Below are 18536 nucleotides of genomic sequence, written 5' to 3'. Positions count from 1 at the left end.
GTGCTGGTTCCCGTCGGGTCGATCGCCTATGCGCGGTCCGGTGACAAGGGAGGGATGTCGAACGTCGGCGTCGCCGCCCGCCGACCAGAGCTCTACGAAGCGCTGAAGCGAGAGCTCACCGCAGAGGTGGTGCAGGAGTACTTCTCCGACCGCGCCCGGTCGACCGACCGGTTCGAGCTGCCGAACCTGCACGCCCTCAACTTCCTCCTCCACGGGATCCTCGGCAAGGGCGGCACGAGCACCCTGCGTCTCGACCCGCAGGGCAAGGCCCTCGCCGACGCCTTGTGCTTCCTCGAGGTGGAGCTCACCGACGCCGAGGCCGCGCTGCTGACAACCGATCTCAACCAGAAGGAAGCCTGACATGAGCATCAAGCAGGAGCACCTCCCCATCACCACGCTGGGGAACGACGACATCCGCTCGGCCGTGCGCGCGATCAACGCGAAGTACCCCCTGGAGTACTGGAGTGCCAAGGAGAAGGCGAAGGAGTTCCCGCAGGAGTACTACGAGGAGTTCGTCAACGCCGGGTTCACCACGATGAGCGTCCCCGAGGAGTACGGCGGTGGCGGCGCGACGATCAGCCAGTCAGCGGCCATGCTCGAGGAGGTCGGGGCCAGCGGTGGAGCGACCGCCGCGTGCAGCACGGTCCACTCGAGCCACATCGCGCTCAGCTCCATCATCAAGCACGGAAGCCCCGAGCTGCAGGAGAAGTACCTCGCACGCATGGTGTCGGGCGAGCTCACCGTGACCTTCGGCGTTACCGAGCCCAACGCCGGCACCGACACCTCCCGGATCTCGACGACGGCGGTCCGCGACGGCGACAAGTACATCGTCAACGGCCAGAAGGTCTGGAACTCCCACGCCCAGCGGGCCGAGAAGTGCCTCCTCCTGTGCCGCACGTCGACCCGGGGCTCCACCGGCGAGTCCATGGTGTCGGGCATGTCGATGTTGATGGCGGACCTGAAGGTGCCGCAGGTGACGATCAAGAGGATCGAGAAGCTCGGGCGCAATGCCGTCGACTCCAACGAGGTGTGGTTCGACAACCTGCCGGTCGACGCTTCCGACCTGGTCGGCGACGAGGGCAAGGGCTTCCAGCAGATCCTGAGCAGCGTCAACGCCGAGCGCATCCTTCTGTCGGCCGAATGCATCGGCATGGGCCGCTGGTGCCTGCAGCGTGCCGTGGACTACGCCGGTGAGCGCGAGGTCTTCGGCCGCACGATCGGCAAGAACCAGGCGATCCAGCATCCCTTGGCCGACAGCTACATGCGGCTGCAGGGTGCTGCTCTCGCCGTCCGCGAGGCTGCTGCGGCCTACGACGCCGGTGCTGCTCCGCGAGAGATCGGCCGCCTGGCCAACACCGCGAAGTACCTCGCCTCCGAGGCTGCCTACGGTGCTGCCGACGTCGCCATGCAGACCCACGGCGGCTACTCGTTCGCCACCGAGTACCACATCGGCCGTCACTGGATCGAGCTGCGACCGCTTCGCATCGCTCCCGTCAGCAACCAGATGGTGCTCAACTTCATCGGCGAGAAGGTGCTCGGGCTCGACAAGAGCTACTGAGCGGCGGCCGGCCGACGCCCCTGGGCGCCGGCTGACGGACGCTACGGTGCCTAGTGGTGGCTTCGCCGCCCCGGTCGCCGATCGTCCGAGCCGCCCCGACCGCCCAGTCGTTCAAGCAGGAGGTGTGGGATGTCGAACATCGAGTCGAGCCTCGACGACGGGGTCTTCGAGATAGTCCTCAACCGGCCGGAACGCCTCAACGCGCTGGTGCCCGAGCTCATGACGGAGCTGTCGGACGCCGTGGCCGCGGCGGCCGGGCCCGAGGTGAAAGCCGTCGTCCTGACGGGCTCGGGACGAGGCTTCAGCACCGGGGGAGACCTCCGGGCGCCGCGCCCACCCCTGGAGCCCGCGTCGCGACGGTTGCGGCAGCTCTACCACCCGGCGGTGATCGAACTCGTCCGCTTGCAGAAGCCCGTCGTCGCCGCGGTCAACGGGCCCGTCATGGGCGCAGGGCTCTCGATCGCCGCCGCCGCGGACATCCGAGTGGCCTCGACCGCCGCGGTCTTCGCCGGCGGCTTCGTCGACGTCGGTCTCGCGGCCGACACGGGCACGACGTTCCTCCTGTCACGCAGCATGACCTACGCCGATGCGTTCCACTTCCTGTCCCTGGGGCAGCGGGTCGACGCCCACGAGGCGAGGCGCATCGGTCTGGTGAACGAGGTCGTCGAGCCTGACGAGCTCCTCCCGAGGGCTCGCGAGATCGCACGATCCTGGGCAGCTCGCCCCGGCGTGGGGATCCCGTCGGTGAAGGCGCTGCTGCAAGCGGTCACCCACAACGATCTCGAGCAGCAGCTCGAGCTCGAGGCCCGCATCGCCGACGTCGCCGCGAACCACCCCGAGCGGGCCCGAGCGCGCGCGGCGAAGGTCGAGGCGATCAGGAAGCCCGGCCCTGACGCCTGACGTGCTGCCAGCGGCCGGCGCCCCTCGCGGGACGCCGGATCCCGGTCAGCGCACCGGGTCGCGGGCCAACGCGACCCGCACCGTGTCGAGGGCCCCGGGGTCGTCGATCGTCGACGGCATGGCCACGTCGTCGCCATCGACGATCTGACGCATGGTCTTGCGCAGGATCTTGCCGGACCGAGTCTTGGGGAGCGCGTCGACGACGACGACGTCCCTGAAGGCGGCCACCGGTCCGATCTCGGCACGGACCTTGGCGACGATCTCCTGCTTGATCGCGTCGGTGTCAGACCCGGCCCCGGCCTTCAGCACCACGAATCCCATGGCGACCTGACCCTTGAGATCGTCGACCACGCCGATGACGGCGCACTCCGCCACGGCTTGGTGCGCAGAGACGACGGCCTCGATCGAGCCGGTCGAGAGACGGTGTCCTGCGACGTTGATGACATCGTCGGTCCGGCCCATGACGTAGAGGTAGCCGTCCTCGTCGAGGTGCCCGCCGTCACCGGAGAGGTAGTAGCCGTCGTGCGCCGTCAGGTACGACGCGACGTACCGCTCCTCGTCACGCCACAGCGTCGGGAAGGAGCCGGGCGGCAACGGCAGCCTGATGCAGATCGACCCTTCCTCACCGACCGGCACCTCGCGGCCGTCGGGGCCCAGGATGCGGACGTCGTAGCCGGGCACGGCCGCGCTGGGCGATCCGGGCTTGATCGGCATCGGATCGAGCCCGCGCAGGTTGGCCGCGATGGGCCACCCGGTCTCGGTCTGCCACCAGTTGTCGACGACGGGCACGCCGAGCGTCCGAGCCGACCACTCGTAGGTGTCGGGATCCAGGCGCTCTCCGGCCAGGAAGAGGGTGCGGAGGGAGGAGAGATCGTGGTCCTTCGTGAGCGAGCCGGCCGGATCGACCTTCTTGATCGCTCGGATGGCGGTAGGGGCGGTGAACAGCGCCTTCACCCGGTGCTCGGCGATGACCCGCCAGAACGCGCCCGCATCGGGCGTGCCGACGGGCTTGCCCTCGTACAGCACGGTCGTCGCCCCGGCGATCAGCGGCGCGTAGACGATGTAGGAGTGGCCGACGACCCAGCCGACGTCAGACGCGGCCCACCAGACGTCGCCGGCTTGGATGTCGTAGACGGCCGACATGGACCAGGCCATCGCGACGGCATGGCCGCCGTTGTCGCGGACGATGCCTTTCGGCTTGCCGGTCGTGCCCGACGTGTAGAGCACGTAGAGGGGATCGGTGGCGGCGACCTCGGCGCACTCTGCGGGAAGGTCGCGACCCAGGCTCACGGCCGCGTCCCAGTCGATGTCACGGCTCTCGACCAGCTCGGCCCGAAGCTGCGGACGCTGCAGGATCACGCAGGCGGTGGGACGATGGACTGCCTGCTCCAGAGCGGCATCCAGCAAGGGCTTGTACTCCACCACGCGAGACGGCTCGATGCCGCACGACGCCGAGACGATCACCGTGGGCTGGGCGTCGTCGATCCGGACAGCCAGCTCCGCGGCGGCGAAACCGCCGAAGACTACCGAGTGGATGGCGCCGAGCCGGGCGCAGGCCAGCATGGCGATGACCGCCTCGGGCACCATCGGCATGTAGATGACGACCCGGTCCCCCTTGTCGACCCCCAGCGCGCGCAGCGCGCCGGCGAAGACGGCGACCTGGTCGGTCAGCTGCGCGTAGGTGAGGTGACGCTGGGAGCCGGTGACGGGACTGTCGTAGATCAGCGCCGTCTGGTCGCCCCGTCCCGCTGCGACGTGCCGGTCGAGCGCGTTGTGACAGGTGTTGAGCGTCGCGCCGGGGAACCAGCGGTAGATCGGAGCGCGCTCAGCGTCCAGGACCTGCCCAGGCGGCGCGATCCAGTCGACCAGGTGCGCTTGATCGCCCCAGAACCCGGCCGGGTCCTCGATGCTGCGTCGGTACGTGTCGTCGTACAAGCTCACGGGAACTCCTCAGGCTGGTTGAGCACTCCGAAGAATAGTATGCCATACTGCATGCGAGAGAGTTGCGCAGTGCGCGTAGCTGAAGAGCCAGCGAGAGGTCAGCACCGTGTCCGTTGCGGAGAGCCACGTCGAGATCCGACAGATGGCGGCCCAGGTCGCCCGGGAGGTCTACGGGCCGCTCGCTGAGACGATGGACCGCGACCGGATCCCGGTGTCCCGCGAGCAGCGCAAGCAGCTCGGAGACCTCGGCCTGCTCGGCATCGCCCACGACGGGGACTACGGCGGCTCCGGAGCACCGCTCGCCCACGCGCTCGCCGTGATCGAGGAGTTCGGCAAGGTGTGCCGGCCGGCCGCGTTCCAGATCTTTGAGGCCAACACCGGCCCGGCCCAGGTCATCCGCCACCTCGCCACCGCGGACCAGCGCGAGCGGTGGCTGCCCTCGATCATCTCGGGGGACACGACGATGGCTGTCGCCATCTCCGAGCCCGACGCCGGATCAGCGGCCACCGACATGCGGACCAGCGCCAAGCGCGTCGACGGCGGCTATGTCCTCAACGGGACGAAGCGGTGGATCTCCAACGGCGGAGAGGCCGACCAGTACCTGGTGTACTGCCGGCTCAGCGACGCGCCGGGCGCGAAGGGGATCGGCGCCGTCGTCGTGGGTCGAGAGGTCGACGGCATCAGCTTCGGGGCCGCCGAGCGGCTGATCGGCTTCCGCGCGATCCCCTCGGCCGACATCATCTTCGAGGACGTGTTCGTGCCCGACGACGACCTGGTGGTGCCTGCCGGCGACTTCGGCAAGCTCTTCGGCGTCTTCTCCATCGAGCGACTCGGCAACACTACGATGTCGCTGGCGATCGGCCAGGAGGCGCTGGACCGCACGATCCAGTACGTCCAGGAGCGCGAGCAGTTCGGGAAGCAGCTGATCGAGTTCCAGAGCATCCAGGTCATGCTGGCTGACATGGTCCTCCAGGTCGAGGCGGCACGACTCCTGCGTGACCGCGCCGCTGCGACCGCTGACGAAGGTCTGCCTGACTCCCTGGCGGTCTCCCTCGCCAAGTGCACCGCCAATGAGATGGCCAAGAAGGTGACCGACCTGGCGATGCAGCTTCACGGCGGCAACGGCCTGACCGAGGAGTACGGCATCGAGCGCCTACACCGCGACGCCCACGGCTGGGCGGTAGCGGGGGGCACGCCGACGATGCAGCGCATCAGGATCGTGTCCGAGGTGCTGGGTCGCAAGTTCGACCAGCGGCGATGACCGGCAACTTCCTAGCGACGAGGAGCCATCGATGGACTACCGGACACTGAGGATCGACGCCGCCGGCAACGGGCGCGTCACCCTGACGTTCACCCGTGCGGACCTGATGAACCGCATGGACGACGAATCCCGTGCGGAGCTCATCACGGCCCTGGTCGAGGTCGGCAGGGACTCGCAGACCCGATCCATCGTGCTCGCCGCCGAGGGCCAGGTCTTCTCGGCCGGCGGCGACTTCGACATGATGCGCCGCAAGCATGGGGACCGAGCGGCCGTGCAGCGGGGCACGGAGGACGCCCGGCGGCTGGTCGAGACGTTGAACGACGTCCGGGTCCCCCTCGTCGCAGCGATGCACGGCCACGCCTTCGGCGTCGGCTCGACCGTCGTGCTGTCGTGCGACATCGTGGTGGCGAGCCGGGGGGCGCTGCTGGCCGACTCGCACGTCAAGGTCGGACTGGTCGCCGGTGACGGCGGCGTCGTGGTCTGGCCGGCCAACATGGGCCTGGTCAAGGCCAAGCGACACCTGCTGACCGGCGACCCCCTGCCAGCCGAGGAGGCGCACCGGCTCGGGGTCATCTCCGACCTCGTGGACACCCCGGACGAGGTGCTGCCTGCCGCCGAGAGGATCGCGGACTCCATCGCCGCGCTCCCGCCGTTGGCGGTCCAGGGCACGAAGAAGTCCTTCAACGTGGCGCAGCGCATCCGGATCGCCGAGGTCCTGGAGCTCTCCGGGCAGTACGAGCTCGAGACGCTGCACTCGGACGACCTGATCGAGGCGATCGACGCGTTCCAGCAGAAGCGCGTGGGCGTCTACGAGGGGCGCTGAGGTGACCGCCTCGGTCATGAACCTCGACGCCGTCGGTTCCCGCTCGGAGCCGTACGAGGTCACGTGGACCCCCGGCGAGGCAGCGCTCTACGCCTTGGCCGTCGGCGCCGGTCACGACGACCCGCTCTCCGAGCTGCACCTCACGATCGACGACGCCGCGTCCCCTACGCCGCAGCAGGTCCTCCCGACGTTCGCCCTGTGGCCGAGCCAGCAAGGGGTCACGCGCCGCCTGCAGCTCGGGACGTTCGAGCGCTCCGCGCTCGTCCACGCCGAGCAGTCGTTGACCGTGCAGCGGCCATTGCCCACCTCCGGCCGTGGCATCGCGACGGCGCGGCTCGACGGCATCCACGACAAGCGCAGTGGCGCCCTGGTGCGCATCTCGATCGACGTCGTCGAGCCCGACACCGGCGCGACCCTCTGGACGAGTCGGCTCGGGTACTTCGTGCGAGGAGCTGGCGGCTTCGGCGGGGACTCGGCACCGTCCGATCCGTGGCCGGCGGCCGACCGGCCGGCGGACCGCACGATCGACTTCGCATCTTGGCCGGGCCAGGCGCTGCTCTACCGGCTGACGGGAGATCGCAACCCGTTGCACAGCGATCCGGACTACGCACGCCGCGCCGGGTTCGACCGGCCAGTACTGCATGGCCTGTGCACGTACGGCATGGTCGCGCGGGCGCTGCTGAAGGATGTGGCCGACAGCGACCCAGGGCGGTTCCGGTCGATCGACGCTCGCTTCAGCAAGCCGGTCTACCCCGGTGATGCCGTGGTGGTCGAGGTGTGGGACGACGAGGACGGCCACTCGTTCCGGGTGTCGGGGCCCGGGGGAGGGGTCCTGCTCGATCGAGGACGTCTCCGCATCAGCAGCTGACATGACGACAGGCACGACGAAGGACGGACGAAGATGACGGATCTCTCAGGTCGCGTGGCGATCGTGACGGGCGCGGCCCAGGGCATCGGCGCGGCAGTGGCCGAGCGGCTCGCCGCTGATGGCGCGGCCGTCGCCGTCGTCGACCTCAATCTGGAGGGAGCCGAGGAGGTCGCCGACGTCATCCGGCAGCGAGGCGGCTCCGCGATCGCAGTCCGGTGCGACGTGGGCAACGCCATCGACGTCGCCCAGGCGGTCGAGAGGGCTGCGGCCGAGCTGGGACCTGTGGGCGTCCTCGTCAACAACGCAGGCGTCCTGCGCGACAACATGCTGTTCAAGATGACCGAGGAAGACTGGGACACCGTCCTGGACACGCACCTCAAGGGCACGTTCCTGTTCACCAAGGCTGCGCAGGCGCACATGGTGAAGGCCAACTGGGGCAAGGTGGTCAACGTCAGCAGCGTCGCGGCGCTGGGCAAGGTCGGTCAGTCCAACTACTCCGCGGCGAAGGCCGGGATCCAGGCCATCACGAAGACCCACGCCCTCGAGCTGGGCCGGTTCAACATCAACGTGAACTCGATCGCCCCCGGCTTCGTCGAGACGCCGATGATCCGCTCCACCGCAGAGCGCAGGGGTCTGGACTACGAGAAGTACAAGCAGGGCATCATCGACGCCAACCCGATGCGCAGGGTCGCCATGCCGAGCGACATCGCCGGCGTCGTCTCGCTGCTGTGCTCGGACGACGCGTCCTTCGTGAACGGGCAGGTCGTCTACGTCGCCGGCGGCCCGCGTGCCTGAGCGGGCGGCACGCTCATGAGCATCAAGGGTGCTGCCTACATCGTGGGGGCGTTCGAGCACCCCGGTCGGGTGCTGCCCGACATTTCCGCCTCCCAGATCCACGCCGAGTGTGCGTTCGGCGCTCTCGCCGACGCCGGGCTCTCGGTCTCCGACGTCGACGGCTACCTCGTGTCGGGGGAGGCGCCCGGCGGCGTGACCGCCATGGCCGACTACCTCGGCCTCTCGGTGCGCTACATCGACACGACCGACATCGGCGGGTCGAGCTACGTGTCCGAGGTCGCCCACGCGGCCCAGGCGATCGCCGCGGGCAAGTGCTCGGTCGCCCTCGTCACGATGGGCGGACGCCCCCGGTCCGGCGCTCGGCGAGCCGTGCCCGCGACTGCGCCGACGACGCCCTTCGAAGCCCCGTACGGCCACTCGAACCCGGCCTCCTACGCCTTGGCGGCCCGCCGCCACATGTACGAGTTCGGCACCACCTCCGAACAGCTGGCCGCGGTCAAGGTCGCGGCCTCCAAGCACGCGGTCCACAACGAGTTCGCCTTCCTCCAGCGCGAGGTCACGATCGAGGAGGTGGTCGAGTCGCCGCTCATCGCCGACCCGCTGCACCGCCTCGACTGTTGCGTGGTGACCGACGGCGGTGGCGCTCTGGTCGTCGTAAGCCCGGAGGTCTACCGCCGGTTGGACCGCAGCGGCGCCAAGATCATGGGGGCCGGCGAAGCGATCAAGCACACCGCAGGTGGGGCGCTCGACCTGACCTACACGGGAGCTGTCTGGTCCGGACCGGCCGCGTTCGCGGAGGCAGGCGTGACCCCTGCCGACATCGACGTCGTCTCGATCTACGACTCGTTCACCATCACGGTGATCCAGACGCTCGAGGACCTCGGGTTCTGCGCGAAGGGGGAGGGGGGCCGCTTCGTCATGGACGGTGCCCTCCACGCGCCCTTCGGGGCTCTGCCCTTCAACACCGACGGCGGATCGCTCTGCAACAACCACCCGGCGAATCGTGGGGGCATGACGCGGACGATCGAGGCGGTGCGGCAACTGCGAGGTGAGGCGCATCCGGCGGTCCAGGTCGCGGACTGCGAGCTGGCGCTGGTGCACGGGACCGGCGGCTGGCTCGCCACCCGGATGGGCAGCGCGACCATGATCCTGAGCAACGAGGACGGATGAACATGGGTGTCGAGCAGGCGATGGAGCGGTTCCCGATCGTGGAGGTCACGGCAGAGCCCGAGCTCGAGCCGTACTGGAGTGCTGCCCGCGAGGGCAGGTTGGTCCTGGCACGTTGCAGCGTCTGCGGCGCAACGCCCTGGATGCCACGGCCGTTCTGCTCGACCCATCCCCGGGCAGTAGTCGAGTGGATCGAGACAGGGGGACGGGCCACCATCTACAGCTGGACCACGGTGATGAAGGGTGAGGGAGTGTTCAAGGACTCCAGCCCGTACGTACTGGCCGTCGTGGAGCTCGAGGACGGTCCCCGGATCCTGACCAATGTTGTGACCGGTGACGACGAGCACCTGTGCATCGGTCAGCCGGTGAGCGCCGTCTTCGACCATCGAGCTGCGGGCGGCTCGATTCTTCGCTTCATCACCGACGACGCACGCACCGGCACGCCACTTGCAGGAGCACAGCATGGGAATTAAGTACGCACCGTTGAGGTCATGGGCCATGGATGGGGTTGAGCACGCATGAGACTGGGCTACTTCGGTGGGAACGTCGGCGGGATGGCTTCCCCTCAGGCGGTCGACGTGGCCCGGTTCGCGGAGTCCCTGGGCTACGCATCGATCTGGGCGGGCGAGCACGTCGTCCTGCCCAAACCCCGCCGGGAGAAGCCGCCGCTCGATCCTGACTGGCCCATGGCCGATCCGATGATCCAGCTGGCGTATCTCGCCGCTGGAACGCAACACATCCGCCTGTCCACGGGAGTCGTGGTGGCAACACAGCACCAGCCGGTCCGTCTGGCCAAGCAGGCCGCGACCCTCGACGTGCTGAGTGGAGGACGTTTCATGATGGGGCTGGGCCTCGGCTACCTGGACCTCGAGTTCGAGGTGCTGGGTCTGCCCGCGACGCAGAAGCGGGCGCGCTTCCGTGAGTGTGTCGGCGCCATGCGTGCGCTCTGGACCGAGGATTCGCCCGTGTTCGACGGCGAGTTCGTCTCCTTCTCAGGCGTCGACGCCCACCCCAAACCATCGACCCCGGGCGGGCCGCCGCTCATCATGGGGGGGTATGCCGATGCCGGACTCGACGACGCCGCGAAGTATGGCTCGGGTTGGTACGGGTTCGGGCTGACGCCGGATGACACGCGGGAGGTCGTCGACCGCATCACCACGCGTTTGGAGGCCGAGGACCGTGATCCCCGGATGTTCGAGATCTTCATGACGCCTCGAGCGAGACTCGATGGGGCGCTGATCAAGGAGTACGAGCAAGCCGGTGTCACCGAGCTCGTCGTCTCGGCAGAGGCGCTGGACATCGATGGGATCAAGCGTCGGCTCGAGCTGAACTCCCCCGAGGCCCACGGGGTCGAGCCCGCCGGCGTCGGTACTCGCTACGCCTGGGAGGTCTGATGCTGCGCAGCTCGGAGGCGTCGCGCACCGGACGGCGCCTCAACCCGTGGGACGAGGTGACCGTCGCGCAGATGCTCGATTGGGTCGCGGCCGAGCGCCCGGACGCCACCGCTCTGGTCGACGGGGACCGGTCGCTTACGTTCGCCGAGCTCCGGTCGACGCGTGATCGGGTGGGTGCCGCACTGGCGGCCATGGGCGTGGGCGACGGGACTCATGTCGCGATCCGCATGACGAAGGGGGCCGACTACACGGTCTTGCTCCATGCCCTCTGGATGGTCGGAGCGGTCGCGATTCCGCTCAATGCGATGTGGACCGGGCAGGAGGTCGAGCGAGCACTGCGCGACACCGACGCCGAGGTGCTGATCATCGATACGTCGACGGACGCGACCGACTGGCGATCGATCGTGACCCACCTCGGTCTGCCCACCGACGGCTTGGTCGGGGACGGACGTCTGGACCGCCTCCGGCGGGTCATCGACGGCTCTGCCCACGCCGACCTCCGGGCGAGCGACTCGAGTGGGAGAGCAGAACGCCGCGAGCCGGTGCAGGTCGTCCCGTCCACACGGCAGGAATCGTTGTTCCTGTTCACGTCGGGCTCCTCCTCGGCGCCGAAGGCGGTCATCCTTCGGCAGGACGGAATCCTCGGGACGGCGCACTACTTCGCCAGGAGCCTCGGGGTGGGAGACTCCGACAGGTTCCTCAGTCTCGGGCCCTACTTCCACGCCGGCGGCATCGTGCAGATGCTCGTCGCGAACCAGACGGGAGCGACCCAACACGTCTTCCCGCGGGTCGACATCCCCACGATCGCGGCTGTCGCGGTTGATCAGCGGTGCACCGTGGTGACCGGGTTCGACCCGGTGCTGGTGAAGCTCTTCGACGCGATTGCCGGTCTGGATCAGGAACTGCCGTTTCACAGTGTGGCGGCCTCGCCCGCCGTGGAGGTCTTCGACGCGCTCCGCAGCCGCGGGATCAACGTCGTCACCATGTACGCGCTGAGCGAGGGCGGCAACATGGTCTCTTTGTCGTCGCCGGAGGACGAGACGCTGGCGCACGGCAGGCCCTTGCCGGGAATCACCGTGAGGATCTGCGACAGCTCCGGTCAGCCGGTCAGTGCCGGAGAGGAGGGAGAGATCTGCTTCAAAGGATGGAACCTCTTCCGCGGGTACTACAACGTCGATGGGGCGCCGGATGACGTGGCCACCGACCACGATGACTACTTCCACACCGGCGACATCGGCAAGATCGACGAAGAAGGCCGCCTGGTCTATCTGGGGCGGTACTCGTCGATGATCAAGAGCGGCGGTGAGAACGTCTCGGCGACCGAGGTGGAGACCTTCCTGGCCCAGGAGATCCCGGAGGTCGCCACCGCCGCGGTCGTCGGTGTTCCCAGCGCGGAGTGGGGCGAGACCGTCGTGGCGTTCGTCGAGCTCGTGCCGGGATCCCGGCCGTTCGCCGAGGCATGGCTCAAGGACGCCTGCCGCGGCAGGCTCGCCGGCTACAAGATTCCCAAGCGGTTCGTGGAGGTGCGCCCGGACGGCTGGCCCGTGGCGGACACCGGAAAGCTCTCGCGCGTGACGCTCGTGGAGAGGGTGCTCGCCGAGCCGCTGGGATGACGGGTGATACCGGCAGGCCTCTGTGCATGCAAATGTGCATGCTCCGTGCTAGCATCAGTTCTCGGCGCCCCCGTCATAGTCAGGAGACGAAGAAGAGCATGACGACTGGTCAAGGACGTTGTGTTCTGGGCATGGTGGGCTCGGACAAGCACAACAAGGGCATCAGGACCATCGCGAGGATCTTCCGAGACCACGGTCTCGAGGTCGTCTACATCGGCGAGCACAACACTTCTCAACAGCTCGCGGCCGTCGCTGTGCATGAGGACGCCGACTTCGTGGGAGTAAGCTTCAGCAACGGCAACTACCTGGCACGGGCCGCTGAGATCGTCGGAGCGCTGGACGAGGCCGGGGGAGCAGACATCGCCGTGGTGCTCGGGGGCCTGATCCACAGCGAGGACGTGCCCGAGCTCAACCGGTTGGGTGTGGCCGAGGCCTTCGGGCCGACGTCCTCCCCCGAAGACATCCTCGAGGCGATCGACCGCTTGATCGAGCGTCGTCGCGGGACCTTCGAAACATCCAACGCCTAGGCGAGGTGCGACATGACCGTTCAGCCGGACAAGGCAGCAGTGAAGATCTCCCTCCAGGACGACGTGGAGGAGGTGTCGGTCCGCTTGTCGCGCACCAAGACCATGTCCGGCATCGAGACCGACGCCTTCTACGGGCCCCGGGAGCGGACCGACGAGTACGACGCGAAGCTGGGCGATCCCGGAGAGTTCCCGTTCACCCGCGGCTCGTTCCCCGAGATGTACCGCAGCCGCATGTGGACGCTGCGCAACATCGTCGGCTACGGAAGCCCCGAGGACACGGCCGACGCCGTGGCGGCATCCGTCCGTAGTGGTTCGGCCGCAGTCGACATCGTGTTCGACGTGGTGTCGACGCAGGGTCTCGACCCGGACCATCCTGTGCTGCGCGAGGACGTGGGGCTGGAGGGCGCCTCGGTCTCCTCGCTCAACGACCTCGACCGTCTTCTCCGCGACGTCGACGTCACCAAGACCGACGTTGCCTGGCACATCACCTACATGATCTACCCGATGGTCATCGCCCACGCCCGGCGCCACGGCCTGCCGCTGGCCGAGGTGCACGGCTCGCACATGCCCGACTACCTGCGCATCAACATGGACGGCGGCGGGAAGAAGTTCTTCAACGCCGAGTTCGGGCAGCGCCTGGCCGCGGACACCCTCGAGTTCGCGACCCTGAACACACCGCGGTGGGCGGCCGGCATCCCGCAGGCCTACAACCTGCGTGAGCGAGGCTGCACGCCGGCCATGGAGATCGCCATCGGCATGGCGATCGCCCGCAGCACGTTCGGCGACGTGCTCAGTCGAGGTGTCGACATCGACGACGTGGCGCCTCACCTGGCGTGGGTCTCGACGGCCGACATCGACCTTTTCGAGGAGGTCGCCAAGTTCCGTGCGCTGCGCCGGATGTGGGCCAAGATGATGCGCGAGGAGTTCGGTGCGCAGAGCACGCGCAGCATGCGACTCCGCATCGCGTGCCACACCTCCGGCCGCTCGCTCGTCTACCAGCGAGCGATGAACAACGTCACTCGTGCTGCCATCCAGACGCTCGCGGCGATCCTCGGTGGAGTCCAGTCAGTGGAAACCTGCACCTACGACGAGCCGATCTCGATCCCGACCCCCGAGGCACGCGAGCTGGCCACCTTCACCCAGCTGATCCTTGCGCACGAGGTGGGCGCTGCCCGTACCGCTGACCCGCTGGGGGGCAGCTACTACGTCGAGTCGTTGACCGACCAGGTCGAGGAGCGTGCGTACAAGTTGCTCGAGACCATCGAGGATCACGGGTTCCTCAAGGGCGTCGAGGACGGCTGGCTCGAAGGCCTGATGGATGACGAGAACTATCGACGCGAGGAGGAGCTGCGGACCGGCGAGCGCCTCATCGTCGGGGTGAACGCCTTCCGGCCCAACGAGGAAGACGATCGCCCGCCGCGCTTCAAGGTCAACCAGGCGCGCGTCGACGACCACATCCGACGCTTCGTCCAGGAACGGGACGCCCGCGATCCGGAGACGGTGAAGGCAGCCATGCAAATGGTCTTCGACTCGGTCCGTGGCGACCGGAACACCCAGGATGCCATGGCCGATGCCTACCTGGCCGGCGCGACGTCAGCCGAGATCTCTGGCGCCCAGCGGTTGGCCTGCGGGATGCAGTACGACCCGTTCGGGGCCGTCGAGGCACCCTTCACCCTGTCCTGAACAACCGTCGGTGGACTGGCACCGGGCACAGTGGACCGGCTGATTCACGTCACGTCGGCAGCACTGCCACACCTGACCATCGCGGCGGCGCAGTCGGACCGCGGGGTCGCCGACCTGGTGGCCATCAGCTCCACGGCCGGACGGGTCGCTCGTCCTGGGTCAGCCTTCTACAGCCTGGCCGAGTTCGGCATCAACGCGTTCTCGGAGTCGCTGCAGCAGGACATGCTCGGCAAGCGCGTGCGGGTGGGGTCGTCGAGCCCGGAGCTGTTGACACCGAGATCACCCAGCACATGCCTGGAGGAGCTCGTTCGAGCCGTGCGGAGATCGAGAAACTGCGGCCGGAGGACCTAGCCGATGCGGTCGCCTACATGGTGACTCGGGATCGTCGGGTTGCGATCAACGAGATCCTTCTCCGCGCCAGCGCCCAGACGTGGTGATCGTTTCGGAAAACGCTGTCATGGACCTTGCGGCAGCAACGTCAGTCAGGGCAGCTCGTCAGCGAGGCCGATCGTGTCGGCGATCCCGTCGAGGTCATGGTTCACCTCGGTCAGCAGATGGGCGGCGCTGAGGGCGCGCCGGTAGTAGAGATGCGCATCGTGCTCCCACGTGTAGCCGATGCCTCCGAACACCTGCAGAGCGGTCGCGCACACGCGTTGTGCTCGCGGTGTGACACCCGCCCGGGTGACGAGCGCCATGAGGGCGGGGTCCTCGCGGTCGACGCTCAGCGTCCATGCGGCGTACCTCGTGGTGTCACGGGCCGTCTCCACATCGACGTAGGCGTCGGCCAGAAGATGCTTGAGGGACTGGAAGGATCCGATGGCACGACCGAACTGCTGCCGCGTCTTGGCGTAGGCGACCGCCATGTCGAGGGCCCCCTGCGCCGTGCCGACCTGCTCAGCAGCGAGCAGGGTCGCGATCTCCGCCCGGACCCTGACCAGCGACGCGGTCTCGATCGGACCCGGCGACAGGAGGGTGGCCGGCGCGTCTGCGAACGACATGGAGACGAGCTGCCGGGTCAGGTCGACGGCACGCTCGGCCGTGACGGTCACGCCGGCGGTGTCCGTCGGCACCAGGAAGAGGCCCAACCCGTCGGCGGTCTTCGCGATGACCAGCACCTGAGTCATCCAGTCGCCCCCGACGACGTGCGTGGTTCGGCCGTTCACCACGTGTCCGTCACTCGCGGAGGCGGCAGCTTCAACAGTCCGGGCGGAGTGCAGGCCGATCCATCCCGGGATCGCCGTGCCGGCCGCGACCTGCGCGAGCAACTCGGCGCCGAGGTCCGGTGCGGCAAGGCTGCCGAGGATCCGGCCGGCGCCGATGGAGGTCCACAAAGGCAGCACGCTGAGCGTGCGCCCCGCCTCCTCCAGCACAACCGCGGCGTCCACGACGCTGCCGCCCGCCCCATCGTGCTCCTCGGGCACGGCTACGCCGGGAAGCCCCAGCTCGTCTGATGCGCGTCGCCAGCACTCGGCGTCGAACGAGTTGTCGCCGTCGACCATGGCAGCCCGGTGACTGGACGCACAGCGTTCGAGCAGTCCGCGCGTGGCGTCGCGCAGGGCCTGCTGCTCGCTCGATAGGTCGAATCGCATGTCATCTCCCTCAGGGGCGAGTGTTGTTCGACGGGCTGGGCCGCGGGTCGCGGGGAAGACCGAGGACCCGTTCACCGATCGTGTTGCGCTGGATCTGCAGCGCGCCCCCGTAGATGGTGGCTGGGCGGGACTGAAGGGCATCCTGTATCCACACCCCCGAGCTGAGCGCGTCGGTCCCCAGCGGCTGTGGCTTCTGGAGCTCATGCCCCACGGGGCCGTCAAAGGACACCGCATCTGGCCCGAGCACATCGACCGAAAGCTCGCTCACGCGCTGGCGATGCTGGGACGCGAGGATCTTCGTGATCGACGACTCGGCGCCCGGGGGCTCGTCGTTGAGCCCCATCGCCAGTGAGCGCAGCGCCAGGCAGCGCATGACGTGAACCTCGGCGTAGCTGCTGGCGACGCGGCGCCGGATCGAGGCGTCGCGGTGCAGGCCGCGATCGCGAGCGAGCCGGACCAGTCGGTCCAGCTCGATGCGAGCCGCCGCCACCGCGGCCATGCCGCCAGCGCCGCGCTCGAACCCGAGAAGACCGAGCGCCACTTTCGCGCCGTTGCCCTCACCTCCGACGAGATGGGCGTCGAGCGCCTCCGCCTTGTCGAAGAACACCTCGGCGAAGTCCAGCTGACCCACCATGTTCCGGATGCCGCGCACGGTGATGCCCGGTTGGTCGAGGGGGAGCAGGAAGAAGCTGAGACCCTTGGCCCCGCGTGACGTCGGATCCGTGCGAGCCAGCACGAAGATCCAGTTGGCCGTCGTGCCTGCTGTCTGCCAGGTCTTCTGGCCGGTAAGCTGCCACTTGTCGCCGACCCGCTCGGCCTTGGTGCGCAGGGAGAACAGGTCGGAACCGGCGTCGGGCTCGGAGTAGCCCTGGGCCCACACGTACTCGCCCGACAGCGTCCCGGGAAGGAACCGCGCCTTCTGCTCGGACGACCCGAAATACAAAAGGGTGGGGGCGAGCAGGACCAGGCTGATGGAGTCGTTGGGCAGCGGGTACTGGGGAGCTCCCACCTTCATGAGCTCTTCGGCGAGGATGGACCGCTCCAGCAGGGTGAGTCCCTGCCCGCCGTACTCAGTCGGCCAGTCCGGAGCCAGGAGTCGGTGGTCGCGCAGAACGCCCCGCCACCACGTTGCGAACTCGTGGGCTTCGGATTCGCTGAGGGCGCCGAGCCCCTTCCAGTCCTGAGGCAGGATCTCCTGAAGCTTGGCGCGGACCTTCTCGCGGTATCGCTCGCTGTCGGCGGGATACGAAAGATCCACGGGGAGACTCCTTGGCCGGGACGGGTGGGAGATTACGCGGGGTGGCGCGGGCAACTCAAGGGCGCGCATACAGTATGGCATACTTTAGGGAGGCCGTCATGGCCTGCGCCTCGCGCTCCTCGGGTCCGAGGCTGCGGAACCGTGGCCGATTCTTCGTGGGAGGTCAGAGTGGGAAGCTCGCAGCAGCCGCGAGACCTGAGCAGCCTCGTGGCGGAGGCGGCCTGCCTGCTGGCGGGGGAGCGCGACGCGCGCTCGGCCAGAACACTGGGCCGGCTCTTGACGGCGTTGGAGGAGTCACCGATCGGGGCCGGCGCCTCCATTCTGACAACGATCAGTCGCGGACTGCGCGCACACGTGATCGCCCTCACCGGAGCCCCGGGAGTCGGCAAGTCGACGCTGACCGCGGCGTTGGTGAAGGAGGTGCGCGCGCGGGGCAGAAGCGTGGGGGTCCTGGCGGTGGACCCGAGCTCGCCCCGTACCGGCGGAGCGCTGCTGGGTGATCGAGTGCGCATGAGCGGGTTCGAGCTCGATCGGGACGTCTTCATCCGGTCGATGTCGAGTCGTGGTGCCCTCGGTGGGCTCTCGGCCGCGACGCCCAGCGCCGTACGCGCCCTCGACGCGGCGGGCTTCGAGACGGTCATCATCGAGACGGTCGGGGTCGGTCAGTCGGAGGTCGACGTTTGCGCGATCGCCGACAGCACCGTGCTGGTCGCGGCGCCCGGGATGGGGGACGACGTGCAGGCGAGCAAGGCTGGCATCGTGGAGCTGGTCGACATCTTCGCCGTCAACAAGGCTGACCAGCCAGGGGCGGTGGCCGCTCGGCGGCATCTACGGCTGGCCAGCGCGGATCGGGACGTCCGTGCAGGACAGTGGCGCCCGCCCGTCCTGCTCACGTGCGGCGCGACCGGAGAGGGGGTGGGCCCGCTGCTGGACTCGCTGGAGGCTCACCAGGTCTATCTCCGAACGAGTGGTGAGCTCGACCAACGGCGCGCCGAGCGCTTCGAGCGGGAGATGGAGCTGTTCGCCCACGGCATGGTCCGAGCCAAGCTGCAGGCCTGGCGTGAGGACGGACGCCTCACGGGGGCGGTTCGTGACATCGCCCAGGGATCCCTCGATCCGGCTGCGGCGGCTCTCCTGCTCATGCAGGGCTGATTGAGAT

At 68.4% G+C, this 18536-nt stretch carries 18 protein-coding genes; 15 read left to right on the top strand and 3 right to left on the bottom strand.

Annotated elements, in window-relative coordinates:
• From D0Z08_RS14945 to D0Z08_RS14935, 3 genes are all read left to right on the top strand, one after another.
• Positions 1-360 carry an AtuA-related protein gene (locus D0Z08_RS14945; RefSeq protein WP_118926048.1) on the top strand — a complete coding sequence of 120 codons (360 nt, stop codon included), beginning with the start codon at positions 1-3 and terminating at the stop codon, positions 358-360.
• A gap of 1 nt (position 361) precedes the next feature.
• A complete protein-coding gene (locus D0Z08_RS14940; protein ID WP_118926047.1) occupies positions 362-1558 on the top strand; it encodes an acyl-CoA dehydrogenase family protein in 1197 nt (398 codons plus the stop codon).
• A 129-nt stretch (positions 1559-1687) separates the two neighbouring features.
• Entirely contained in the window at positions 1688-2458 is a 771-nt protein-coding gene (locus D0Z08_RS14935; protein ID WP_118926046.1) for an enoyl-CoA hydratase/isomerase family protein, read from the top strand.
• Positions 2459-2503: 45 nt separating this feature from the next.
• On the opposite strand, the gene D0Z08_RS14930 is transcribed toward D0Z08_RS14935, so the two are convergent.
• Positions 2504-4399 (bottom strand): propionyl-CoA synthetase, encoded by a 1896-nt coding sequence (locus tag D0Z08_RS14930; protein ID WP_118926045.1) that lies wholly within the window; start codon positions 4397-4399, stop codon positions 2504-2506.
• A gap of 106 nt (positions 4400-4505) precedes the next feature.
• Between D0Z08_RS14930 and D0Z08_RS14925 the strand changes: the two genes are divergently transcribed.
• The 11 genes from D0Z08_RS14925 to D0Z08_RS14875 are packed head-to-tail and all read left to right on the top strand — an operon-like array spanning position 4506 to position 14881.
• A complete protein-coding gene (locus D0Z08_RS14925; protein WP_220454192.1) occupies positions 4506-5660 on the top strand; it encodes an acyl-CoA dehydrogenase family protein in 1155 nt (384 codons plus the stop codon).
• 31 nt (positions 5661-5691) lie between these two features.
• Complete coding sequence (locus D0Z08_RS14920) at positions 5692-6483, top strand: enoyl-CoA hydratase/isomerase family protein (RefSeq protein WP_118926044.1); 792 nt, start codon at positions 5692-5694, stop codon at positions 6481-6483.
• 1 nt (position 6484) lies between these two features.
• Positions 6485-7351 (top strand): MaoC/PaaZ C-terminal domain-containing protein, encoded by an 867-nt coding sequence (locus tag D0Z08_RS14915; RefSeq protein ID WP_245993978.1) that lies wholly within the window; start codon positions 6485-6487, stop codon positions 7349-7351.
• A gap of 33 nt (positions 7352-7384) precedes the next feature.
• Positions 7385-8146: an SDR family NAD(P)-dependent oxidoreductase gene (locus D0Z08_RS14910; protein WP_118926043.1), complete on the top strand. Its 762-nt coding sequence runs from the start codon at positions 7385-7387 to the stop codon at positions 8144-8146.
• 15 nt (positions 8147-8161) lie between these two features.
• A complete protein-coding gene (locus tag D0Z08_RS14905) occupies positions 8162-9316 on the top strand; it encodes a thiolase domain-containing protein (RefSeq protein WP_118926042.1) in 1155 nt (384 codons plus the stop codon).
• A gap of 2 nt (positions 9317-9318) precedes the next feature.
• Positions 9319-9786, top strand: a complete 468-nt coding sequence (locus D0Z08_RS14900; RefSeq protein ID WP_220454191.1) for a Zn-ribbon domain-containing OB-fold protein — start codon at positions 9319-9321, stop codon at positions 9784-9786.
• 45 nt (positions 9787-9831) lie between these two features.
• The gene (locus D0Z08_RS14895; protein ID WP_118926041.1) at positions 9832-10707 is read left to right on the top strand and encodes an LLM class F420-dependent oxidoreductase; all 876 of its coding nucleotides are present in this window, start codon (positions 9832-9834) and stop codon (positions 10705-10707) included.
• On the top strand, positions 10707-12320 hold the full coding sequence (locus tag D0Z08_RS14890) for a class I adenylate-forming enzyme family protein (RefSeq protein WP_118926040.1): 1614 nt from the start codon (positions 10707-10709) through the stop codon (positions 12318-12320). The genes D0Z08_RS14895 and D0Z08_RS14890 overlap by 1 nt, the downstream gene beginning before the upstream one ends.
• Positions 12317-12847 carry a cobalamin B12-binding domain-containing protein gene (locus D0Z08_RS14885; protein ID WP_342772355.1) on the top strand — a complete coding sequence of 177 codons (531 nt, stop codon included), beginning with the start codon at positions 12317-12319 and terminating at the stop codon, positions 12845-12847. Before D0Z08_RS14890 ends, D0Z08_RS14885 begins: the two co-directional genes overlap by 4 nt.
• Before the next feature lie 12 nt (positions 12848-12859).
• Positions 12860-14530 carry a methylmalonyl-CoA mutase family protein gene (locus D0Z08_RS14880; protein ID WP_118926038.1) on the top strand — a complete coding sequence of 557 codons (1671 nt, stop codon included), beginning with the start codon at positions 12860-12862 and terminating at the stop codon, positions 14528-14530.
• A gap of 30 nt (positions 14531-14560) precedes the next feature.
• Positions 14561-14881: an SDR family NAD(P)-dependent oxidoreductase gene (locus D0Z08_RS14875; protein ID WP_220454189.1), complete on the top strand. Its 321-nt coding sequence runs from the start codon at positions 14561-14563 to the stop codon at positions 14879-14881.
• 131 nt (positions 14882-15012) lie between these two features.
• On the opposite strand, the gene D0Z08_RS14870 is transcribed toward D0Z08_RS14875, so the two are convergent.
• Both D0Z08_RS14870 and D0Z08_RS14865 read right to left on the bottom strand, forming a co-directional pair.
• Positions 15013-16119: an acyl-CoA dehydrogenase family protein gene (locus D0Z08_RS14870; RefSeq protein ID WP_118926037.1), complete on the bottom strand. Its 1107-nt coding sequence runs from the start codon at positions 16117-16119 to the stop codon at positions 15013-15015.
• A 10-nt stretch (positions 16120-16129) separates the two neighbouring features.
• Positions 16130-17377 carry an acyl-CoA dehydrogenase family protein gene (locus D0Z08_RS14865; protein ID WP_220454188.1) on the bottom strand — a complete coding sequence of 416 codons (1248 nt, stop codon included), beginning with the start codon at positions 17375-17377 and terminating at the stop codon, positions 16130-16132.
• 168 nt (positions 17378-17545) lie between these two features.
• Between D0Z08_RS14865 and meaB the strand changes: the two genes are divergently transcribed.
• Positions 17546-18529, top strand: coding sequence for a methylmalonyl Co-A mutase-associated GTPase MeaB (meaB, locus tag D0Z08_RS14860; RefSeq protein WP_245993977.1), 984 nt, complete (start codon positions 17546-17548; stop codon positions 18527-18529).
• The last annotated feature ends 7 nt before the right edge of the window (positions 18530-18536 follow it).

The sequence above is a fragment of the Nocardioides immobilis genome (assembly GCF_003515065.1).
Lineage (GTDB): Bacteria > Actinomycetota > Actinomycetes > Propionibacteriales > Nocardioidaceae > Nocardioides > Nocardioides immobilis.
This window is presented reverse-complemented; position numbering and strand designations above follow the sequence as displayed.